The organism is Streptosporangium sp. NBC_01639 (assembly GCF_045209755.1).
Lineage (GTDB): Bacteria > Actinomycetota > Actinomycetes > Streptosporangiales > Streptosporangiaceae > Streptosporangium.
This window is the reverse complement of sequence record NZ_CP109272.1, coordinates 2937397-2957086: the sequence shown is the minus strand read 5'-3', so window position 1 is coordinate 2957086 and position 19690 is coordinate 2937397. Positions and strand designations below refer to the sequence as shown.

Annotated in this window: 16 protein-coding genes; 8 read left to right on the top strand and 8 right to left on the bottom strand. The window is 70.5% G+C overall.

The window, feature by feature from the left end; translation table 11 throughout:
- Positions 1 to 142: 142 nt before the first annotated feature.
- The 3 genes from OHA77_RS13225 to OHA77_RS13215 all read right to left on the bottom strand — a co-directional run bounded on the left by OHA77_RS13225 (position 143) and on the right by OHA77_RS13215 (position 3301).
- Positions 143 to 1366 (bottom strand): anion permease, encoded by a 1224-nt coding sequence (locus OHA77_RS13225; protein WP_406318330.1) that lies wholly within the window; start codon positions 1364 to 1366, stop codon positions 143 to 145.
- Between the two features lie 215 nt (positions 1367 to 1581).
- Positions 1582 to 3030, bottom strand: coding sequence for a flavin-containing monooxygenase (locus OHA77_RS13220; protein WP_406319819.1), 1449 nt, complete (start codon positions 3028 to 3030; stop codon positions 1582 to 1584).
- 103 nt (positions 3031 to 3133) lie between these two features.
- Positions 3134 to 3301, bottom strand: a complete 168-nt coding sequence (locus tag OHA77_RS13215) for a hypothetical protein (protein ID WP_326820341.1) — start codon at positions 3299 to 3301, stop codon at positions 3134 to 3136.
- A 144-nt stretch (positions 3302 to 3445) separates the two neighbouring features.
- Here OHA77_RS13215 and OHA77_RS13210 point away from each other — a divergent pair, with 144 nt between their 5' ends.
- Both OHA77_RS13210 and OHA77_RS13205 read left to right on the top strand, forming a co-directional pair.
- On the top strand, positions 3446 to 4216 hold the full coding sequence (locus OHA77_RS13210) for an SURF1 family protein (RefSeq protein ID WP_326820342.1): 771 nt from the start codon (positions 3446 to 3448) through the stop codon (positions 4214 to 4216).
- Between the two features lie 43 nt (positions 4217 to 4259).
- Positions 4260 to 4577 carry a DUF3817 domain-containing protein gene (locus tag OHA77_RS13205; RefSeq protein WP_326820343.1) on the top strand — a complete coding sequence of 106 codons (318 nt, stop codon included), beginning with the start codon at positions 4260 to 4262 and terminating at the stop codon, positions 4575 to 4577.
- A 70-nt stretch (positions 4578 to 4647) separates the two neighbouring features.
- On the opposite strand, the gene OHA77_RS13200 is transcribed toward OHA77_RS13205, so the two are convergent.
- Entirely contained in the window at positions 4648 to 4839 is a 192-nt protein-coding gene (locus tag OHA77_RS13200) for a hypothetical protein (protein ID WP_326820344.1), read from the bottom strand.
- 428 nt (positions 4840 to 5267) lie between these two features.
- On the opposite strand from OHA77_RS13200, the gene OHA77_RS13195 reads away from it, so the two are divergent.
- Together OHA77_RS13195 and bla are read left to right on the top strand one after the other, a co-directional pair.
- Positions 5268 to 6194, top strand: coding sequence for a winged helix-turn-helix transcriptional regulator (locus OHA77_RS13195; RefSeq protein ID WP_406318329.1), 927 nt, complete (start codon positions 5268 to 5270; stop codon positions 6192 to 6194).
- Between the two features lie 379 nt (positions 6195 to 6573).
- Entirely contained in the window at positions 6574 to 7581 is a 1008-nt protein-coding gene (gene bla / locus OHA77_RS13190; RefSeq protein WP_406318327.1) for a class A beta-lactamase, read from the top strand.
- Between the two features lie 33 nt (positions 7582 to 7614).
- Here the strand turns inward: bla and OHA77_RS13185 are convergent, their stop codons facing one another.
- From OHA77_RS13185 to OHA77_RS13170, 4 genes are read right to left on the bottom strand one after another with little or no spacing between them, the layout of a single operon-like run.
- Complete coding sequence (locus OHA77_RS13185; protein WP_406318326.1) at positions 7615 to 8931, bottom strand: hypothetical protein; 1317 nt, start codon at positions 8929 to 8931, stop codon at positions 7615 to 7617.
- A 27-nt stretch (positions 8932 to 8958) separates the two neighbouring features.
- Positions 8959 to 10461 (bottom strand): serine/threonine-protein kinase, encoded by a 1503-nt coding sequence (locus OHA77_RS13180; RefSeq protein WP_406318325.1) that lies wholly within the window; start codon positions 10459 to 10461, stop codon positions 8959 to 8961.
- Positions 10454 to 12160 carry a hypothetical protein gene (locus OHA77_RS13175; RefSeq protein ID WP_406318324.1) on the bottom strand — a complete coding sequence of 569 codons (1707 nt, stop codon included), beginning with the start codon at positions 12158 to 12160 and terminating at the stop codon, positions 10454 to 10456. Before OHA77_RS13175 ends, OHA77_RS13180 begins: the two co-directional genes overlap by 8 nt.
- Positions 12157 to 13731: a serine/threonine-protein kinase gene (locus tag OHA77_RS13170; RefSeq protein ID WP_406318323.1), complete on the bottom strand. Its 1575-nt coding sequence runs from the start codon at positions 13729 to 13731 to the stop codon at positions 12157 to 12159. The genes OHA77_RS13175 and OHA77_RS13170 overlap by 4 nt, the downstream gene beginning before the upstream one ends.
- A gap of 923 nt (positions 13732 to 14654) precedes the next feature.
- Here OHA77_RS13170 and OHA77_RS13165 point away from each other — a divergent pair.
- From OHA77_RS13165 to OHA77_RS13150, 4 genes are all read left to right on the top strand, one after another.
- A complete protein-coding gene (locus tag OHA77_RS13165) occupies positions 14655 to 15434 on the top strand; it encodes a phosphotransferase enzyme family protein (RefSeq protein WP_406318321.1) in 780 nt (259 codons plus the stop codon).
- A 256-nt stretch (positions 15435 to 15690) separates the two neighbouring features.
- On the top strand, positions 15691 to 17790 hold the full coding sequence (locus OHA77_RS13160; protein WP_406318320.1) for a protein kinase domain-containing protein: 2100 nt from the start codon (positions 15691 to 15693) through the stop codon (positions 17788 to 17790).
- 146 nt (positions 17791 to 17936) lie between these two features.
- Positions 17937 to 18878 carry a GNAT family N-acetyltransferase gene (locus OHA77_RS13155; protein ID WP_406318319.1) on the top strand — a complete coding sequence of 314 codons (942 nt, stop codon included), beginning with the start codon at positions 17937 to 17939 and terminating at the stop codon, positions 18876 to 18878.
- Between the two features lie 117 nt (positions 18879 to 18995).
- Positions 18996 to 19685 (top strand): response regulator transcription factor, encoded by a 690-nt coding sequence (locus OHA77_RS13150; RefSeq protein WP_326820354.1) that lies wholly within the window; start codon positions 18996 to 18998, stop codon positions 19683 to 19685.
- Positions 19686 to 19690 lie beyond the last annotated feature (5 nt).

The following is a 19690-nucleotide window of genomic DNA, read 5'->3' as shown; positions in this document are numbered from 1 at the left end:
TGGGCGGGGTGGCACCCGGCCGGTGGCTCTTCCGCCATGCCGGCCGGGTGCTCTCCGGTGGTCCGGCGGGTGCGCGCCTTCGCACGGGACGGACGCCCGGCGAGCCGGCCGGGGTGCGGTCAGCGGCGGGTCGGCGGGCCGTTCACCTCGCCGTTCTCTTCCTCCTCGCCGGCACCGGGGGCGGGTTCTCCGCCGGCGTCGGTTCCTCGGCCTGCGCGGGTATCCCGAAGCCGGCCCGGCGCGGTAGGCTGCAGCTCGTCCACGTGAGGTTGACGTTGGAGGCGTTGACCGGCATCCGGTCCGCGGCCACGTAGATCCCCAGAGCGAAGGTCAGCGCCACCAGGAACATCACGGCGACCCCCGGGAAACCCCCGATGAACTGGGTCGCCTTCCACGTGACCGCCCCCACCAGGCCGGACGCCGGCACGGTGAGCAGCCACACCACCGCTATCCGGGCCACCACCCCCCACCGGACGCCGCTGGGCCGCCTGCTCACTCCCGCGCCGAGGATCGAACCGCAGCACACCTGGGTGGTCGACAGCGGGAACCCGGCGTTCGACGCGGCGAGGATCAGCGCGGCCGAGGAGGCCTCGACGGCGAACCCCTGCGGGCTCCGGATCGTGGTCACCCCCTTGCCCATCGTCCGGATGATCCGCCACCCGCCGACGTACGTTCCCAGGGCCATCGCGGTCGCGCTGCTCACGATCACCCATGTCGGTACGGAGGCCTCGTTCCTGATCGTGCCCTGGACGATCAGGGCGAGCGTGATGACGCCCATGGTCTTCTGGGCGTCGTTGCTGCCGTGGGCCAGCGACACCAGTGACGCCGAGCCGATCTGGCCCACCCGGATCCCCCGGCTGCGGATGCGAGGGGACACGTTCCTGATGATCCGGTAGATGAGCCAGGTGCCGCCGCCGGCCGCGAGCATGGCCAGCAGCGGCGCGAGAACCGCCGGGACGAGGATGCTCGCCACGGCCGTGGTGCCGCGGACCGCGGATGAGCCGGCCGAGACGAGGGTCGCTCCCACCACCCCGCCGATGAGCGCGTGGGACGAGCTCGACGGCAGGCAGAGATACCAGGTCACCAGGTTCCACATCATGCCGCCCACCAGGCCGGCGAAGACGACGGTCAATGTGATGGCGTCGCCGATCACGATGCCCTCGGCGATCGTGGCGGCCACCTTCAGCGAGATGAAGGCGCCCAGGAAGTTCAGGACGGCCGCCAGGGTGACGGCGAGCCTCGGCGGCAGCGCCCTGGTCACGATGGATGTCGCCATCGCGTTGGCGGTGTCCAGGAACCCGTTGGTGAAGGCAAAGGCCAGCGCCATCGCGACGACGATGGCGAGCAGCAGCGGACCGACATCCATAAAGTGCACTTGAGCGCCTTTGTAGATAAGTAATCCATCCTTTTCGTAAAATTCAGGGTTTGCAGCCAGTGCTGCGCCCCGGGGCATACCCGCGACCACGGCTGTGCCCGCCTCCGGGCGGCCCTGGTCCACCGGCCCCCGTCTGCCGGTCTTCGCCCACCGGCTCCGCCTGCTCGGCGGCCGCCGACCCACCCCCGGATGCGGGGACGTGGGGATCAGCGGATGAGCTCGTAGGCCTCCGGCCGCACCCTCCGGGTGCGCGCCCAGTACTCGAAGGTGAAACCCGGCCAGATCGTCCGGTTCACGCCGTGCTCGTCCAGATACCAGCTCGTGCAGCCGCCCTCGTTCCAGACCAGGTCGTGCAGGCGGCTCTGGAGGCGGGCGTTGAAGGCGCGCTGGGCCTCGGGCCGGACGTCCAGGGCCCTGGCGCCGGTCTTCGACAGCAGGCGCAGGCAGTCGATCACGTAGCGGACCTGAGACTCGATCATGAAGACCACCGAGTTGTGACCTAGGCCGGTGTTGGGGCCGAGCAGGAAGAACAGGTTCGGGAACCCGGCGGTGGTGATCCCGTAGTAGGCCTCGACGCCGTTCCGCCAGGCGTCCTGGATCTTCTGTCCGCCCCGGCCGACGATCCGCTGATCGTTCAGCGCGTCGACGACCTTGAAGCCGGTGCCGTAGACGATCGCGTCGACCGCGATCTCCCTACCGGTGGAGTCGACGATCGAACGTTCCCGGATTTCGGCGGCGCGGTCGGTGATCACTTCGACGTTGTCCCTGTTCAGGGCCGGGTAGTAGTCGTTGGAGAGGAGGATGCGCTTGCAACCGATCGTGTAGTCCGGGGTCAGTTTGGCGCGCAGTGCCCGATCGGGGACCTGGTCGGCCAGATGACGCCGGGCCGTCTTCTCGTGCGCCTTCATCAGGCGCGGGTCGACGGCGAAGCCGAGGGCGCGGGTCTCCAGCGCCCAGTAGATCGCGTTGCGCAGCGCCCGTGCGGCACCGGGCACGGTGAGTGCCGCGCGCATCCGGGGGGAGATGGGGAAGTCGGGCCTGTTCTGGACCCACGGGGGCGTCCGCTGGAACAGGTGAAGCCGGGAGACCCGCTCGGCGATCCGCGGGACGAACTGAACGGCGGAGGCGCCGGTGCCGATCACCGCGACCCGTTTGCCCGTCAGGTCCACCGAGTGGTCCCACTCGGCCGAGTGGAAGGAAGGTCCCCGGAAGCTCTCCCGGCCGGGGATCTCCGGGAACGACGGCACGTGCAGCGCGCCGACCCCGGAGACCACCGCGTTCGTGGTGAACGTCTCACCGCCGGTGGTGCTCACCCGCCAGTGGCCGGCCTCGTCGTACTCCAGGCCGGTGACCTCCCGGCCGAACCGGAAGTGGGGTGTCAGGCCGTACGTCGTGGCGCAGGCCCGCAGGTAGTCCCAGATCTCGGTCTGCGGGGAGAACATGCGCGACCAGCTGGGGTTGAGCGCGAACGAGAAGGAGTACATGTGAGAGGGAACGTCGCAGGCACAGCCCGGGTAGGTGTTGTCCCGCCAGGTGCCGCCGAGGCTGCCGGCCTTCTCCAGGATCACGAAGTCGTGGTAGCCGGCCTCCTTCAGCTTGATCGCCATACCCAGCCCGGCGAAGCCGGAACCGATGATCGTTATTCCGGGGCGCATGCTCAAGGAGGTCTCCCTTACCCGCTGCCGGGAAACGCGAAAAGCGCCGAAGGCGATGCCGTCGGCGCTGTCGGTCCCCGGGCCTCTAGAGGGTGTCCGCCTTCTAGAGGATCAGGTAGGCGGCGATGGCGATGACGACCACCACCGCGACCGCCACCGCGATCGGCACGGTCAGCGACCGCTTCTGGGGTGCGGCCTCCGGCTCGTTCCGCTGCGCGAACGCGCGGAACTGCTGGGTGCTGCCGGACGGGTCGAGCTGAGGATCAGACATGGAGTCGACTTTATCGATATCGAATGCCCTTCAACACCAGTTTGTGCCACTTTTATGGAGGGTCCGTGGCCGGTGGGGCCGACGGCACGGGTGAGATGCGGTACTGAGGACGGGACCGCCGGTCAGGGCGGATAGCGTGGTGTCATGCTCCGGATCCTGTTCTCTCCTCGCGCGCTGGTGCTCCACCTGCTCGCGATCGGAGCGCTTGTCGTCTGCGGACTGCTCGGCCGCTGGCAGCTCGGCGTCTTCGAGGACTCGGGCAGACCTCACGCGACGCACGACCCGGCCCCGGTGGCGGTCGGCACCCTCAGCCAGCCCGGCAGGCACATGACGAGCGACATCGTCGGCCGCCAGGTGACGGCGCGGGGCACCTTCGACGGCTCCAGGCAGCTGCTGGTGGCCGAGCGGGACGGGGGGCTGTGGCTGCTCGCCCCCCTCGACCTCGGAGACGGCACCTCGGTCCCCGTCGTACGGGGCTGGGTGCCCAGGGCCGGCGACCCGGCCGCCGCCGTGCCGGCGGGCACGGTGACCGTCACCGGGCGGCTGCAGCCCTCGGAGGCCACCGACAGCGTGCAGCGCCGCACCCGGCAACTACCGCAGGGGCAGGTGCTGACCGTGTCGTCGGCGGAGCTGATCAACCTGTGGCAGGGCGTGAAGCTGCGTGACGGGTTCGTGGTGGCCACCGCGCAGTCCCCGGCCCCGGCCGTCGCCGCCAAGCCGGTGAGCATGCCGCCTCCGACCGAGGCCGGTGGCCTCACCTGGCGCAACCTCGCCTACGCCGCCCAGTGGTGGATCTTCGGACTGTTCTCGGTCTTCATGTGGTGGCACTTCGTGCGCGACATCCTGCGGAGCCGTACGGCCGCGCGGGACCAGGAGCAGGAGAAGAAGTCCGGCCCCGAACCGGCCGCCGTCTGAACTCGCATATCGTTTCCGTGTCCGCACTCCCAGACCGAGGTAGATGACCGTGGAATCCGCCCTCAAACCCTTTCGCATCCTGGCGTACATCGTCGGCGTGATGCTGCTCGTCCTGGTCACGTGCATGGTGCTCAGGTACGGGTTCGGCATCGAGGGCCCGTCGAAGATCGTCTCTCCGATCCACGGCTTCCTCTACATGCTCTATCTGGTGGCCACGATGAACCTCGGCATGAAGGCCCGCTGGTCGTGGCCGTACGTCGTGGGAGTCATGCTGGCGGGCACCGTTCCGCTGCTCTCGTTCGTGCTGGAGCGCAAGGTCACCCGGCGGGTGGAGACCGAGCTCGCGGCCGTGACCGCCTGACCGCCCCGGCGATCGCGCCGGCCGGTGGACGGCCCGTTCCTCGATGGGGAACGGGCCGTTTCCCGTGGTGTCAGCGGCCGAGGCCGCGCTTGCGGGCGCGCTTGAGCCGCGCACGCTGGGACGGGTCGAGCATCAGGTAGCCGACGACCGGGGCGGCGACGACCCCCAGGATGACCAGCAGGGTCAGCCAGCCGGGCAGGATCCACCATGCAAGGACAACCGCTATCCCGGCACCGATCGCGTACTTCTGGACGGGCGACATCCTCAACATCCTCCGAACGCGGAGCCGGTGCCCCGCCTGGTCTTCATTGTGCGTCGTCCGTCCAACGTGTGGGCCGGCCGCCATGGTTCCATCCGAGATATATCGTGATTGGCCGCTGCGGGCTTGAGCGATCCTACGCGCGTCCGGGCGGCGTGGAGCCGCGCGGCACGCACGGATCCCGGCCCGTCGACGACCATGGGTTCCGTCATGCCCGCGGAGCCGCGGAGCGGAGCGCCGAGGCGGAGTCGCGGAGCGGAGCCGCGGAGCGGAGCGCCGAGGCGGAGTCGCGGAGCGGAGCCACGGAGCGGAAAGCCGGCTCGTCGACGGGCGCTCCGTCCGGATCGCACCTTGGGCGGGCCGGATGTCCAGGGCAAGATCGAGTTGGTTAGTTTGGCACTCCGTCGACGGATTCGAGCGAGCATCGGAGGATGGAGACCGTGAGCGGCACCGAGCCGAGGGCGGCACGCGCCGAGCTCAGCGCGATCGGCCAGGCGCTGGCGATCCTCGGTGATCGATGGGTGCTGCTCATCCTGCAACGGGCGTTCCTGCTGCGGATCCGGACCTTCGCCGGGTGGCGGGACGCGCTGGGAATCTCCGATTCGGTGCTCGCGGCCCGGCTCAGGGAGTTGGTCGACCACCAGATCTTCGAGCTGGCCGCCTACCGGAACGGGCGGACGCGATACGAATACCGGCTGACGGAGCGGGGACTGTCCCTGTGGGCGCTGCTGGTGGCCATCCACTCGTGGGAACGCGGCTGGGCGGACCGGGGGCGGCTACCGCTGCTCCGGCACGATCTGTGCGGCGGTGACGCGGAGCCGTACCTCGGGTGCGGCGGGTGCCGGAAGCCGATGAGCGCCCGCGACACCCGTGTCGAGCCCGGCCCGCTGGCCAGGTTCCCCCGGATCGGCCTGCCCCGCCAGCACCGGCGCACGGTCCGCCCCGGTGGCGTGGCCGACCTGATGGGCTACTGCCCGGACTCGATGGAGATCCTCGGCGACCGCTGGAGCACCAGCGTCCTGGTCGCCGCCTTCCTGGGGATCCGCCGCTTCGTCGACTTCCAGTCCGGCCTCGGCATCGCCCCCTCGATCCTCACCGACCGCCTGCGCCGCTCCGTCGAACTCGGCGTCTCCGACCCGCTGCCCGACGGCTCCTACCGCCTGACCGACAAGGGGCTGGCCTTCTTCGAGGTCTTCGCCTTCCTGATCGACTGGGCCCAGCGCGAACTGCCCGCCCCCGAGGGCTCCGCCCTGACCGTCACCCACGGTCCCTGCGGCGCTGCCCTCGACCCGATCCTGCTCTGTACGGCCTGCGGCCGGTCACTCCGCCGTCGCGAGGTCCACTTCGTCCTGAGTTAGAGCTCCACCGAAGTTCCCGGTCCGGACATGTCATGGTCCGGACATGTCATGGTCCGGACCATGACATGTCCGGACCGGTCGTGGCCCGGGAGACTTCGGGCGTCCGGGTGTCCGGGCGTCCGGGGGCGCGGGGGATGCGGGGGTGCGGGGTGCGAAAGCCCGGTGTGACCACTCCGAACGGCGGTCGAGTCGCGATCCGGATCACAGCCGGGCGGGTGGTGTGTGCGCCGCCACCATCACACCGGGCTCCGATGAAACGCGGCTTGAACTGCCTCGATATCCAAAGCTATATCGATATTCAAGTGATATCGATATTGGACACCATCTTGACTGATCTGGTTTGCTCCGTCTATCTGCTGATCAAGAGCAAGGACATGGAATGCGACACCTTGATGCCCGCCGCCTCCCCGCGACCCTGAAGGCGACCGGACTGGCGATCTCCATCCTGGTGGGCGGTACCGCCTATGGCGTGAACGCCGCTTCGGCCGACAGCCAGACGATCTCACGGGCCGAGGTGGCCCGGACCGGGACGGGAAGCGCGCAGGCCGTCCTCGACGACCTGCGGGTGCCGTCCCGCGAGGTCGACGCGCACAGGCGGCTGCGCGCGCTGGAGGTGTCCTCCAAGAGCCGTATCGGCGCGGTCGCCTTCGACACGGCCACCGGCAAGACGGTCGTCTACCGGTCCGGCGAGCGCTTCCCGATGCTCTCCACCTTCAAGGCGCTGGCGGCCGCCGCGGTGCTGAAGAAGGCCCGCACCTCCGACCCGGGGCTGATGACCAGGGTCATCCGCTGGAAGTCCAGCGAGGTGAAGGAGAACTCACCGGTGACCGAGAAGCACGTGGCCGACGGGATGACCGTCGCCCAGCTGTGCGATGCGGCCATCACTCAAAGCGACAACACCGCGGGCAACATGCTGCTGAAGCAGATCGGCGGCCCGGCGGGACTGACGAAGTACATCCGCACGCTGAAGGACCCGATCTCCCGCCTGGACCGCTGGGAGACCGAGCTCAACGACTGGAACCCCAAGGAGAAGCGGGACACCACCACCCCCGCCCTCATGGCCCGCAACCTGCAGAAAGTCACGCTCGGCAACGCTCTCGACGCCAGGGACAGGGCCCAGCTGAACGCGTGGCTGCGCGCGAACAAGACCGGTGACGAGCGCATCCGCGCCGGACTCCCCAAGTCCTGGATCATCGGCGACAAGACCGGCGCCTCCTCGCACTACGGGTCCACGAACGACATCGCCGTCATCCGGACCTCTGCGTCCGCGGCACCGCTGATCATGACCATCTACACCACCCACCGGACCGCCGACGCCCCCAACGACAACAAGGTCATCGCCGACACCGCCACCATCCTCGCCCGCGCGCTCGGCAAGCTCCGTTAGCAGCTTTCGCAATTCTCCGCGTTCCAGCTCGTGTCAGCCCTTGCGGGTGAGCTTTCCCACGATCCAGCCGGCCGCCATGAGAGCATCCTGCCTGATCTTCTCCTGGGGCTCGCCCGCGAGCTGCTGGTACTGGACCTCGACGATCAGGTTGTTGACGCGGACGACCACGGTCGAGCTGTAACCGACACTGGTGACCTCGCCGGCGAACGCCTCATTCCCCAGCCCGCCGACCTTGCGGGGTGCCGTCTGGGTCCGTCCGTCCGCGGTGCCCGCGGAGCGGGTGCCACCCGCGAAACGGCCGGCGAACACCCGGGCGGCCTCCGCAGCCCCCCGATACAGCTTCGGGGTGACGCTGAGCTGACGCTGAAGACTACGGGGTTCGCTGGAGTCGGCGGCGCCCCAGATGCACATGCCCCCCCAGTCGTTCGATTTCGCCCGCACTCCGAGCCGCGCCAGCTGTTCGGCGGTCAACAGCTCGCACGGCTGGGGGCTCTTGCTGAAGGGGCCCGGATCCACATAGGAGGCCGAGGGGGACGCCGGGGCCGGCGTGGGGTCACCGGACACACCCCACATCACTCCGCCGGTGACCGCGAGCGCGGCGACGACGGCGGCCACGGTGACGACGACGGGTCTGGGACGCGAACTCCTGGGCTTACGGGTGAGGCTCTCCAGAGACAGGCGGATCGAGGTGGCATCGAGTTGATGTGCGGGATCGGCTGACAGCAGGCTCTCCACGAGTGGAGCCAACGGGCCGGCGCCGGCGGGGCCGGCTGCGGGGGCGGCCAGGGGGGTCCCGTCCCCCATCCGGGGGACGGTCTGGGGTCCGGTCTCCGGCATCCGCCCCTCGACGGCGGTGAACAGGGTGGCGCCCAGGTCCCGCAGGTCGTCGGCCGGAGCGGAGGACGCGATCCCGGTCAGCACGACCCGGCCGTCGGAGGCGAGCAGCACGGTCTCGGGGGCCGCCGCGAGACGGACGCCCCCCTCGTGGGCGGCGGCCAGCGCGTCCAGCACGCGCAGGCCGATCTCGGCCGCGCGTTCGGCGGAGAGCGGCCCGTCGGAGCGGACGGTCTGGATCAGCGAACGGCCCTCGATCGTCTCCAGGACCAGCCACATCCGGTCGGGGGCGGAGACCACGTCGTGGAGGGTGGCGATGTCAGGGTGCCGGAGGCCGGACGCGGCGCGGATCTGGCCGAGGAGCCAGTCGCGGTGCGGGCCCGGAGGCGGGAGCCGTATCTCGGAGATGGTGACGTCGCGGTTGAGCAGCTCGTCACGGGACCGCCAGGTGGTGCCTGTGCGGTCGCGGCGCTCCAGCAGCCGGTACCGTCCGGCGAGCAGGTGGGGATCGGTCATTCCCGGTGCTCCGCGGCCCGGGATCCCTCAGTCACGGTTGTTCAGCTCCTCAGCGATCAGACGGGCGACGCGGAGAGCATGGCGGCGTAGTCCCGTGTCGACGCGTTTCCCCTTCTTCGAGACGTTGACCTGGACCAGCAGATTGCCGACCCGGAAACGGATCAGGGCACTGACCCGGTCCAGGGCGCGGAGATCGTAGCCGAAGGCCTCCTTGCCGACCCGGCCGACGTCCCGGAGCGGGCCGACCGAGCCGAGGGGGCCGGTCCCCACATCGGCCTTGGTCTTCGTGCGTTCGGCGGCGAAGAACTCGTGGGCCACATCAGGGGCGGCCTTCCCCTGCACGGAGGCGTGGTGGGCGACGGAGACGCGGAGCCGCCGGACATCGGACGGGCCGTCCCAGCTGCAGGCCGCCTCGTCGTCCTGCTTGGCGGGCATGTCCGTCGGAGAGGTCGCCCCGGGCACCACGGTCCGGCTCTGTGCCTCGGTCAGCAGCGTGCACGGCTCGGGGGCGGCGGCGAACCGCCCGGGAGCGGCGTCGGCGACGGGAGGGACCGTGACCGCCGACTCACCCGAGGACGTCACGAGCACCACGACGGCCACGCCCGCCACCACGACCGCCGCCGCTCCGGCGAGCCACCCGGTACGGCGGCGGAGCCTGGGCGGAGCCGCCTCCCGCGCCGTCTCCTGCGGGGAGAGCGGACCGGCGGGCAACCCCTGGACGACCCGCTGCAGCGCCACCCGGAGAGCGGCCTCTCCGGGGCGGTTCCGGGGATCCTTCGCCAGTACGGCGAGCAGCACGGGAGCCAGGCCGCCCGCCCGCGCGGGCAGCGGGGTCTGCTCGGTGAGCACCGCACCGAGAGTGGCGACCGGCACGCCGCGCTGGAACGGGCCCCGGCCCTCGACGGCGGTGTAGAGGGTCGCCCCCAGGGACCACAGGTCGGCGGCGGGCCCGTCGCCGGTGCCGCGCAGCCGTTCCGGTGCCATGTAGCCGGGGGAGCCGACCAGCGCGTCCGGGGAGGTGAGCTGGACGTCTCCCTCCAGCGTCGCGATGCCGAAGTCGGTCAGCAGCACCTCGCCGTCGTGGGCGAGCATGATGTTGGCCGGTTTCACGTCACGGTGCACGATGCCCCGGCTGTGCGCCAGGGTGAGCGCGTCGAGCACCGCCAGGCCGATCGCGGCCACCCGCTGCGGTGGGAGCGGTCCGTCCCGGCGGACCACCTGGGCCAGGGAGCGCCCCCTGACCAGGTCCATCACGATCCACGGGCGACCGTCCTGGACGATGACGTCGTGCACGGTCACGATGGACGGGTGCCCCAGCCGGGCGGCGGCTCGGGCCTCCCGGAGAGTCCGTTCCCGCATCTCGGTCCGTTGCGCCTCGGGGAGGGCCGGGTCGAGCTTGACCTCCTTGATCGCCACCTCTCGGTGGAGCAGCCCGTCCTCGGCGCGCCAGACCACGCCCATCCCGCCCGCGCCGAGCCGTTCGATCGCCCGGTAGCGGCCCGCGAGAACGGGCAGCGGCGGATCAGCCATTGGTCTTCAGGGACTGGGTGAGCCAGCGGGCGACCTGCTGGGCACCTTGCGCGATCTTGCCGTCGCGGTCCTCCTTGACGCCGCCCCGCTCGTAGTCGACCTGGGCGATCAGGTTGCCGACCCGGAAGACCACGGTCGACTTGTAGGAACCGCCGTAGAGGTTGATCGAGCTGGAGCCGCCCGTGGTGAAGGCCTCCTCGCCTATCCCCTTGAGGTTCTGGGGCGGCGCGGGCTTCGGGGTCGCGTACTTGCCGCTCTCCACGGAGTCGTTCCGCTTTCCGGCCAGGTACTCCTTCGCCCGCTCGACCCCGGAGGCGTCCGGTTTCTGAGCGACCAGCCGTACCCGCAGGTCGAACTTCTCCGTGCTGGGCTTGCGCCAGTCGAGCTGGTTGAGCCAGTCGCACGCGCCTGTCTCGACCTCCGAGCTTCTGAAGCCCGGTACGACCTCCTCCGCCTGTTTCTCGTCGAGCAGGCTGCAGGCCCGGGGCACGGTGGCGAACAGTCCCTGGGCGCCCGCGGTGGGCACCGCGGTGGGCGCCGCGGCGGGCGCGCTCTCACCGGACGCCGAGGTGAGCAGGACACCGACGGTGACCGCCATGCCGACGAGCAGGACGCCGGTCAGCGCGACGATCGGACGGGGTACGAGCACCCCGCCCCGCGATCCGGAGCGCTCGGTCGGTCCCGTCTCCTCACCCGGAGTTCCACGCCGCTCACCCGGAGCTTCGCGCCGCCGGGAGACGCGGACGAGCTCCTGCGAGCCGGGTACGTCGTTTCCGGGCTGGTTCCCGGGCGGGACCGGTGCGGGCCATGGCGAGGCGGACAGGTCGAAGGCGGGCTGGGGCGGCATGGTCGCCGCCGGATCGAAGGGCGGGACCGGTGCGGGCCGTGGTGGGGCGGACAGGTCGAAGGCGGGTTGGGGTGGCATGGTGGCCGCCGGATCGAAGGGCGGTTCGGGTTCGGGCTCGGGTGTCGCCGCCGAGGTCAGCACCGCGGCGGTGATCTCCAGGTCAGCTCCGGAATCAGAGTCGCCGGGTCCAGGGCCGGGTCCGGGGCCGGATCCGAGCCCGGGGCCCGGGGACGGGGCCGGCAGGCCGCCGGGTGACGCCGCGGGCAGCAGGCGTGCGGAGGACGGCTCCGCGGGCGGAAGGGGTGCCGCGTCCCCGGGGGCCACGCCACCGTTCCGGGAGATGTCCAGCAGGATGTTGCGCAGGGTGCCGGGATCGGGGCGCTGTCCCGGGTCGCCGGAGAGCAGGCGGAACAGTATCGGGCCGATCGGCCCCGCGTTGTCGAGGGATCCGCCGGGTGACGGCGGGCGGCCCTCGACGGCGGTGTAGAGGGTGGCGCCGAGTGACCACAGGTCGGCTGCCGGGCTCGTCACCCCTTCGGGGGCGGTGAAGGTGGGGGAGCGGAAGGTCGGCGTGCCGAGGATGATCTGGTCGTGGGGACCGATCAGCACCGAGCCGGGCCGGACGTCACCGTGGAGCATCCCCTGGTTGTGCACGATCACGAGCTGGTCCAGCACGGCCAGGCCGACGGTGGCGGCATGCTGTGGCGTCATCGGCCCGAACCGCCCGATCGTCTGCTCCAGCGAGACCTGCTCCAGCACCGCCGGGCTCGGTGCGCCGTAGAAGGCCGGTCCGGTGCCGTTGTGTCCGCCGGAGTGCCTGCCCTGCGGCCGGGAGACGTCTGGATGGTTCATCGGGGAGTCGCCTTCTGCTTGTTCAGCGCGTTCGCGACCCAGGTGGCCGCGGTATGGGCACCGGACCGGATCGCGGTGCCGTCCTTGCTGCCGTCCACCACGGTGTAGCCCACGTCGACGACGAGGTTGTCGACCCGGAGCACCACCTGGCTCTTCTCAAGCCTGCCGGTCTTGCGGTTCTCGTAGAGGTCGTAGCCGAACGCCTCGTCCCCGACCGGCTTGACCTCCAGCGGGGCGGTGACGCGGGCGGACCGGAGCCCGGCGTCGATCTCCGACCAGCTCCAGGCGGTCTCCCCGTTGGGCCGGGTGCCGTTGCGCTGGTTCACGAAGAGCTCGTGGGCCTGGCGTGGGCTCTTGCCCCACTGCTTGCTCGTGCTCGAGGGGGCCACCTCAAGGCCGACGCCGGAGGTCGCCCACTGACAGCCTCCCTCGTTGGTCGGCTGCCCCTCGGTTTTCAGAGCCGGCAGGAGTTCCTTGACCGTGGCCGCCTGGACCAGCTTGCACAGGTCCACCGGAGTGGCGAAGGCCCCCGGTTTCTCGCTGAGCTTCACCGGCGTGGCCGGCTCCGTACGGTCCGCAGTCAGCTGGGACACGCCCACGGTGGCTCCGATGACCATCGCGACCACCGCCACCTCGGCGACCGCCCACAGGACCGTGCGTCCGCCGCGCGGGGCGGGAGCAGGGGAGAGTGAGGCGGGTGCCGGGAGAGGCGGCACCGCCTCGGGACGGGATCCGCCGGGAAGCGGAGCCGGACGGCCGAGGGCGAGCTCCTGCAGAGCCCGGGCGACGGCCTCGAAGGACGGCCGGGCCTCGGGAACGGGGGCGAGCATGAGCATCAGCAGCGGGCCCAGCTCGCCCGCCCGCTCGGGTGGTCGGGCCGGTTCGGTGAGCACCCGGCTGATCGCCGAGATCGGTGTCTCGGCCGGGTGCGGGGGCATGCCTTCGACGGCGAAGTAGAGCGTGGCGCCCAGGGACCACAGGTCGGAGGCGGGGCCGCTGCGCTCGCCGCGCAGCCGTTCCGGGGCGATGTAGTTGGGCGAGCCGACCAGGTGGCTGGTTCCGGCCGTCGCGTCTCCCTCGAGCACCGCGATGCCGAAGTCGGTGAGTACGGCCCGGCCGGTCCGGGTGAGGAAGACGTTTCCCGGTTTGACGTCCCGGTGCATCACTCCGGCGGCGTGCGCGGCCATGAGCGCGCTGATGATGCTCACACCGATCCTGGCCGCCTGGCGGACCGGCAGCGACCGCCCGCCGCGGACGGTCTGCTCCAGGGACGAGCCCGACAGCAGCTCCATGATGAGCCAGGGCCGTTCCTGCTCGACGACCACGTCGTGAACGGTCACGATCGACGGATGCTTGAGCCGGGCGGCCAGATTGGCCTCCTGGAGCGCCGCCGCGCTGATCTCCTCCCGCCGGACGGGGTCGAGGTCCGGTGGGAGCCGTACCTCCTTGACCGCCACGTCACGGCCGAGCATCTCGTCGGCGGCAAGCCAGACGGTGCCCATCCCGCCCTCGGCGAGGGGGTTGAGCAACCTGTAGCGGCCCGCTATCACTCGACTGTCGATCCTGCTCACCCCGTTCGATGTCCCATCGCGGACAGAAACATAGCCACTTAGCGCCTTATGGACCAATGAATGAGTCTCGCTGCCTGTTCGCCGGCAAGGTTCCAGAGGGCTGTGTGGTCCATTTGCATCCTTGATGAGTGGTTTTATCGGGTACGGCGGGTCATGCCAGAGCGCTGTGGCCGGGGTGGTACGGGGGTTCCTTGTGCGCGCTGCGGGCGGGTGTTCCGGGGTTCGGCTGTTCGTGCTGCGGATGTTCTGGGGCTTGGTTGTGCGTGCTGCGGGTGTGCGGGTGTTTCGGTTTTCGCGGTGCGCGCTGTGGGTGTTTCGGTTTTCGCCGTGCGCGCTGCGGTGGGTGGGTGTTCCGGCCGGCCGTCGCAGTCACCGTCTCGTTTTTCAGGCCTCCGGCCTGACGGGCGCGGTGGTCACGGTTTTTTATAAGCCGGCCGGAACACCCACCCACCTCCGCGCCAGGCTGCCTGGCCGTACGGCGTGCGGACCGTAGCCGCTTGCTTTCGGGCCGCCCATGGGTCTCGCTGACGCTGAAGCAATCCGCTTGGGGCCGTTCAGGGCCGGTCGCCGTAGCTGACGCGTTCCTCTCCGACCAGTGCAGGGCTGAGCACCGTTGCTGAAGCCCTGCTCTCCCACGCTCTCCCACTGCTTCAGGGCCGGTCGCCGTTGCTGAAGCGTTCCTCTTCCACCGCTTCAAGGCCGACCGCCGTAGGGAGGAGAGGCCGGAGCATCGGGACGGAAGTGCGGGCTCGCCGACAGGTGATCGTTTGTTGGGAAGTGCACGGTCGGATTGCCCGAGGGGCGTGCACTTCTCAACAAACGATCTTCATGAGGGCGTATCAGGGAATGGGGAGGCGGAGTCAGACAATGCTTGGAAGGCTCAGCAGGCGATACGCCCACCGCTATAAACCAGGGAGGGACTTGTGACGGACAGGGAGGTACTGACGGGTGGCGTCAACGAGGTCGTCAGGATCGGGACGACCGTGCGCCGGCCCGTCGGACCGTGGACTCCGATGGTTCACGGCCTTCTCCGTCACCTACGGGACCAGGGCTTCACCGCGGCCCCGGCGGTGCACGGTGTGACCGACGACGGCTTCGAGATCCTGGACTTCATCCCGGGCCAGGTGAGCAACTATCCGATGACGCCCGCCGCCGCCTCCATGCGGGCTCTGGAGAGCGCGGCGGAGCTGCTGCGGGCCTACCACGACAGCACGCTCGGATACGCGAGGGACGTGACCGACGGATGGATGCTGCCCCCGAGGACGCCCACCGAGGTGATCTGCCACGGTGACTACGCCCCGCACAACTGCGTGTTCGAAGGGGACGAAGTGGTGGGGATCATCGACTTCGACACGGCACACCCGGCCCCTCGGCTCTGGGACATCGGGTACGCGGTGTACCGCTGGGCGCCGACCGGCAGAGTCGAGGACCGCGACGGGTCCGGGACGCCGGAGGAGCAGGCCCGGCGGGCCCGCGTCTTCTGTGACCGCTACGGGCTGGACGCGGCCGGCAGGGCCGGTCTGATGGACACCGTCGTCGCGCGGCTGCACGCGCTCGTGGACCTCATGCGGAGCGAGGCCGCACGTGGGAATCAGGCGTTCGCCCGGCATCTCGAGGAGGGGCACCATCTGCTGTATCTGGCGGACGTCGAGTATGTGGAGGAGCAGCGCGGCGTCTTCGACCGGTATCTCCTGGCCACGTGACCGCTCCGCAGATGTTCGGTCAGCTTGTTGACTTCCTCCCAGGGCTGGAGGCCGGGTCTTCACGCTCAAGGAGATGTAATGAAATCCTGGGGTTTCGGATGCCTTCCGCTCTGTTGTGGGGGTCATCTATCGTCGTGCTTCACACCGTGATCGCCGGATTTCCACAGCGCCGGGTTTCCCCAGGTTCCGGACGTGCGCGAAAAAGGGAACCGGGGTTCAGGCAGGGGAGTCTCCGTAAGAGGGGAAGAGGTGGGCGTTGGCCGACCGCCGCCCGCTGAAACCGGCAGACCCCGAGCGGATCGGTGACTACCTGCTGACCGGTGTGCTGGGCGAGGGCGGCCAGGGCATCGTCTACCGTGCCCGGACCCCCACCGGCACCCCCGTGGCGATCAAAGTGCTGCAAGCCCATACGGCGGATGACCCCGGCGCGCGCCGCCGCCTGCTCCGCGAAGCCGACATCGCCCGCCGGATCGCCCCCTTCTGCACCGCTCGCGTCCTGGACATGGGCCTGCACACCGACCGCCCCTACATCGTCAGCGAATACATCCCCGGCATCACCCTGCACGACCTGGTGGCCACCACCGGTCCCCGCACCGGCAGCGGCCTGCACCGCCTGGCCGTGGCCACCTTGACCTCACTGGCCGCCATCCACCGCGCCCACATCGTCCACCACGACGTCAAACCCGCCAACATCATCCTGGGTCCCGAAGGCCCCGTCGTCATCGACTTCGGCGTCTCCCGCGTGCTGGAACACCTGACCCCCCGCTCCGGCCCATTCGGCACCCCCGCCTACATGGCACCCGAACAATTCGCACAACAACCGGCCGGACCCGCCGCCGATCTCTTCGGCTGGGCCGCCACCATGGTCTACGCCGCCACCGGCCACCTCGCCTTCACCGGCTCCACCCTGCCCGCCCTCATGTACGCCATCCTCACCGGCCCGCCCGACCTCACCGGTGTCACCGACGACCTACGCCCCCTCCTGAGCGCCTGCCTGAACAAACACCCCCATGACCGCCCCAGCGCCGCCACCCTGCTTCGCCACCTCACCCACGACACCCCCGGTGACCGATCCGACCATCCCTCGGCTCCGAAGGTTCCGGCGGAGCCGAAGACTCCTCAGGCTTCCGCCACTCCGGTGGTCCCGGTGCCTCCAACGGCGCTGGAAGCCCCGTCGGCTCCGGAGTCTCCGGTAGCACCGGCGGGTGGCGATCCGCTCCGGACCGCGCCACCGCCGGCAGGCATGTCTGCCGTACCGGATGCTGCCCGTCGGCGCTCGCGGCGCCGTGTCCTGCTGACCGCGCTCACCGCCGCCGCGCTCATCGCCGCCGTTCTCCTCTGGGCACGCACCCCGAAGGGGAACGAGGCGTCCGTCCGGGCACGTCCGGCGACCACGTCCGGAAGCTCGTCGGGTGCTCCTGCGCCCGGTGTCCTGTCCGTGGCGATGGGGGAGGTGGGCGGCCGGGCGGTCGCGGTCTCGGGTGGTGACGACGGCACGGTGCGGATGTGGGATCCGGTGACGGGCCGCCAGACCGGTACGCCCTTGGCCGGCCATGCGGGGGGTGTCCTGTCCGTGGCGGTGGGGGAGGTGGGTGGCCGGGCGGTCGTGGTCTCGGGTGGTGACGACGGCACGGTGCGGGTGTGGGATCCGGTGGCGGGCCGGCAGTCCGGTGTGTCTCTCGGCGGTCACGCCGGGGTTGTCCGTTCGGTGGCGGTGGGGCGGGTGGGTGGCCGGGCGGTCGTCGTCTCCGGGGGTGACGACGGCACGGTGGGAGTGTGGGATCCGGTGACGGGCCGGCGGGTCGGCCCACCGCTGAGCGGCCACGTCGGTGTCGTCCGTTCGGTGGCGGTGGGGCAGGTGGGCGGTCGGGTGGTCGCGGTCTCGGGCGGCGACGACGGCACGGTGCGAACGTGGGATCTGATGGCGGGCCGGCAGCTCGGTGAATCCCTGACCGCCCACGTGGGGACCGTCTGGTCGGTGGCGTCGGGTCAGGTCGACGGAACGCCGGTCGCCGTCTCCGGCGACGGTGCCGTGCGGGTGTGGGACTTGGCGGCGGGCCGGCAGGTCGGTGTGCCGTTGACCGGTCAGGGGAGGTCTGTTCGTTCGGTGGCGTTCGGGCAGGTGGGCGGCCGGGCGGTCGCCGTTTCGGGTGGTGACGACGGCACCGTGCGGGTGTGGGATCTGGCGGCGGGCCGGCAGGTCGGTGTGCCGTTGACCGGTCAGGGGAGGTCTGTTCGTTCGGTGGCGTTCGGGCAGGTGGGCGGCCGGGCGGTCGCGGTCTCGGGTGGTGGCGACGGCACCGTGCGGACGTGGAACATCGCCGTTCCGGACACACCCTCGGCGATTTCCGATTGATAGTCGGATGGAACGGTCGATAGAGTTGCCGTCCCCTCGAGTAAGAGGAGGTGAGGAGTGGATGTTCGCCACCATGATCACGTGCTCCCGCCTCGGGCGACAGGCCGCCTGAGATCCGGAGAGCGCACGCTTTCTCGGAGTTTCACTTGACTGATCTGCTGTTCCGTCCGCTCGCAGCGGGCGAGTTCGACCTGTTCCACAGCTACGGCCCGAGGCCCGCCTCCGGTGTCGGTGCGCGCACCCTTCCCTTCGAAGAGCTCGGCTACCGGCCGGAGTGGCTCTGGGTAGCGCTGCGCGGTGACGAGGTGGTCGCCCGTGCCGCGTTCTGGGGTCCGCCGGGCTCCGAGCACCCCTTCAGCCTCGACTGGTTCGACCCGGGCACCGGTGCCGACCGGATCGAGGTGGGCGCCGCGCTGCTGCGGGCCGCCTACGCCGCGCTGGTCACTCCCGGATACTCGACGCCCGTTGGTGCGCGGCCCGACTTCCACCTGTTCCTGCCGGCCGACTGGAACGAGCGGCCGGATGCCGTGGCCGACGTCGCCGACCGGGTCGAGGCGGCCGAGAAGGCCGGACTGCGCCCGTTCGTCGAACGGCTCAACCTGCGCTGGATCCCCGAGTACGGCCTGCCGCCCAGGTCCACCCGGCTCACCTTCACGCCCGCCACCGACGACGCGCTCATCCTCGACCTGCTGGCCAGGACCTTCCCCGACAGCCTCGACGCCTACAGCGTGACCGACGCCGAGAAGCACGGTGTCGGGAGAGCCGCCGAGATCATCCTGGATGAGGTCGCGGGCTTCCCCGGCGGGCGCGACCGCTGGCGGCTGGCCCACGACGCCGCCGGTGACCTGGTCGGCATCGTGATGCCCACCCGCAACTCCCGCTTCGCGACGATCGGCTACATCGGGGTGGACGCCGCCCACCGGGGCAACGGCTACGCCGCCGACCTGGCCGCCGAGGCGTTGCACATCTTCACCGCCGAGGGTGAGACCGAGGTCGGGGACAACACCGACGTGGGCAACGCGCCCATGGCGGCGGCGTTCGCCCGGATCGGCTACCGGATCACCGGCCGCCGGATGATCATGGTCTGACCGGTCGGGGCCTCCGTCCGCGGGGGCCCCGACTCCGGGAGCTCGCCCGACCGAGTGCGCAGAACCTGCACAATTCACCGCAGGTCATCTGCACAGGCCCGGTCTACGCTGCCGGATATGACATCCCCTCAACAACGACGTGTCCTCGTGGTGGAGGACGACGAGACGATCGCGCGGGCCGTACGGCAACGGCTGGCCGCCGAGGGCTTCGACGTCCATGTCGTCGGGGACGGGGAGGGCGCGCTCGCCGCCTACGCGAGGTCCGCACCCGACGTGGTGGTCCTCGACCGGCTGCTGCCGGGCCTCGACGGGCTGGAGGTGTGCCGGCGGATGCAGTCCGCCCGCCCGGTGCCGGTGCTCATGCTGACCGCGCTGGGGGAGGAGACCGACCTGCTCGTGGGGCTCGGGGTCGGGGCCGACGACTACATGGCGAAGCCGTTCAGCATGCGTGAGCTGGTCGCCCGGGTGCATGCGCTGCTACGGCGGGTGGAACGGGCCTCCCAGCTCGCCGTGGTGGACACGGTCATCCGCGCCGGTGACGTCGAGATCGACACCGCCGAGCGCCGGGTCTACGTGCGGGGCGCCGAGGCCCAGCTCACCCGGACGGAGTTCGACCTGCTCTGCCGCCTCGCCGAACGGCCGGGCCAGGTGTTCGAGCGGGAGCGGCTGCTCTCCGACATCTGGGGTTTCTCCGAGGCTGCCGCCACCAGGACGGTCGACAGCCATGTGCGCGCCCTGCGCCGCAAGCTCGGCCCCGGCGTCGTCCGGACCGTCCACGGAGTCGGTTATGCCCTCGTCCGCCGGTGAACCGA

Coding starts and splice junctions, on each gene's coding strand:
- OHA77_RS13180 (WP_406318325.1), bottom strand. CDS start 10,461: ATGGCTGATCCGCCGCTGCCCGTTCTCGCGGGCCGCTACCGGGCGATC.
- OHA77_RS13150 (WP_326820354.1), top strand. CDS start 18,996: ATGACATCCCCTCAACAACGACGTGTCCTCGTGGTGGAGGACGACGAG.
- OHA77_RS13220 (WP_406319819.1), bottom strand. CDS start 3,030: ATGCGCCCCGGAATAACGATCATCGGTTCCGGCTTCGCCGGGCTGGGT.
- OHA77_RS13195 (WP_406318329.1), top strand. CDS start 5,268: ATGGAGACCGTGAGCGGCACCGAGCCGAGGGCGGCACGCGCCGAGCTC.
- OHA77_RS13200 (WP_326820344.1), bottom strand. CDS start 4,839: ATGTCGCCCGTCCAGAAGTACGCGATCGGTGCCGGGATAGCGGTTGTC.
- OHA77_RS13175 (WP_406318324.1), bottom strand. CDS start 12,160: ATGAACCATCCAGACGTCTCCCGGCCGCAGGGCAGGCACTCCGGCGGA.
- OHA77_RS13210 (WP_326820342.1), top strand. CDS start 3,446: ATGCTCCGGATCCTGTTCTCTCCTCGCGCGCTGGTGCTCCACCTGCTC.
- bla (WP_406318327.1), top strand. CDS start 6,574: ATGCGACACCTTGATGCCCGCCGCCTCCCCGCGACCCTGAAGGCGACC.
- OHA77_RS13185 (WP_406318326.1), bottom strand. CDS start 8,931: ATGACCGATCCCCACCTGCTCGCCGGACGGTACCGGCTGCTGGAGCGC.
- OHA77_RS13225 (WP_406318330.1), bottom strand. CDS start 1,366: ATGGATGTCGGTCCGCTGCTGCTCGCCATCGTCGTCGCGATGGCGCTG.
- OHA77_RS13205 (WP_326820343.1), top strand. CDS start 4,260: ATGACCGTGGAATCCGCCCTCAAACCCTTTCGCATCCTGGCGTACATC.
- OHA77_RS13215 (WP_326820341.1), bottom strand. CDS start 3,301: ATGTCTGATCCTCAGCTCGACCCGTCCGGCAGCACCCAGCAGTTCCGC.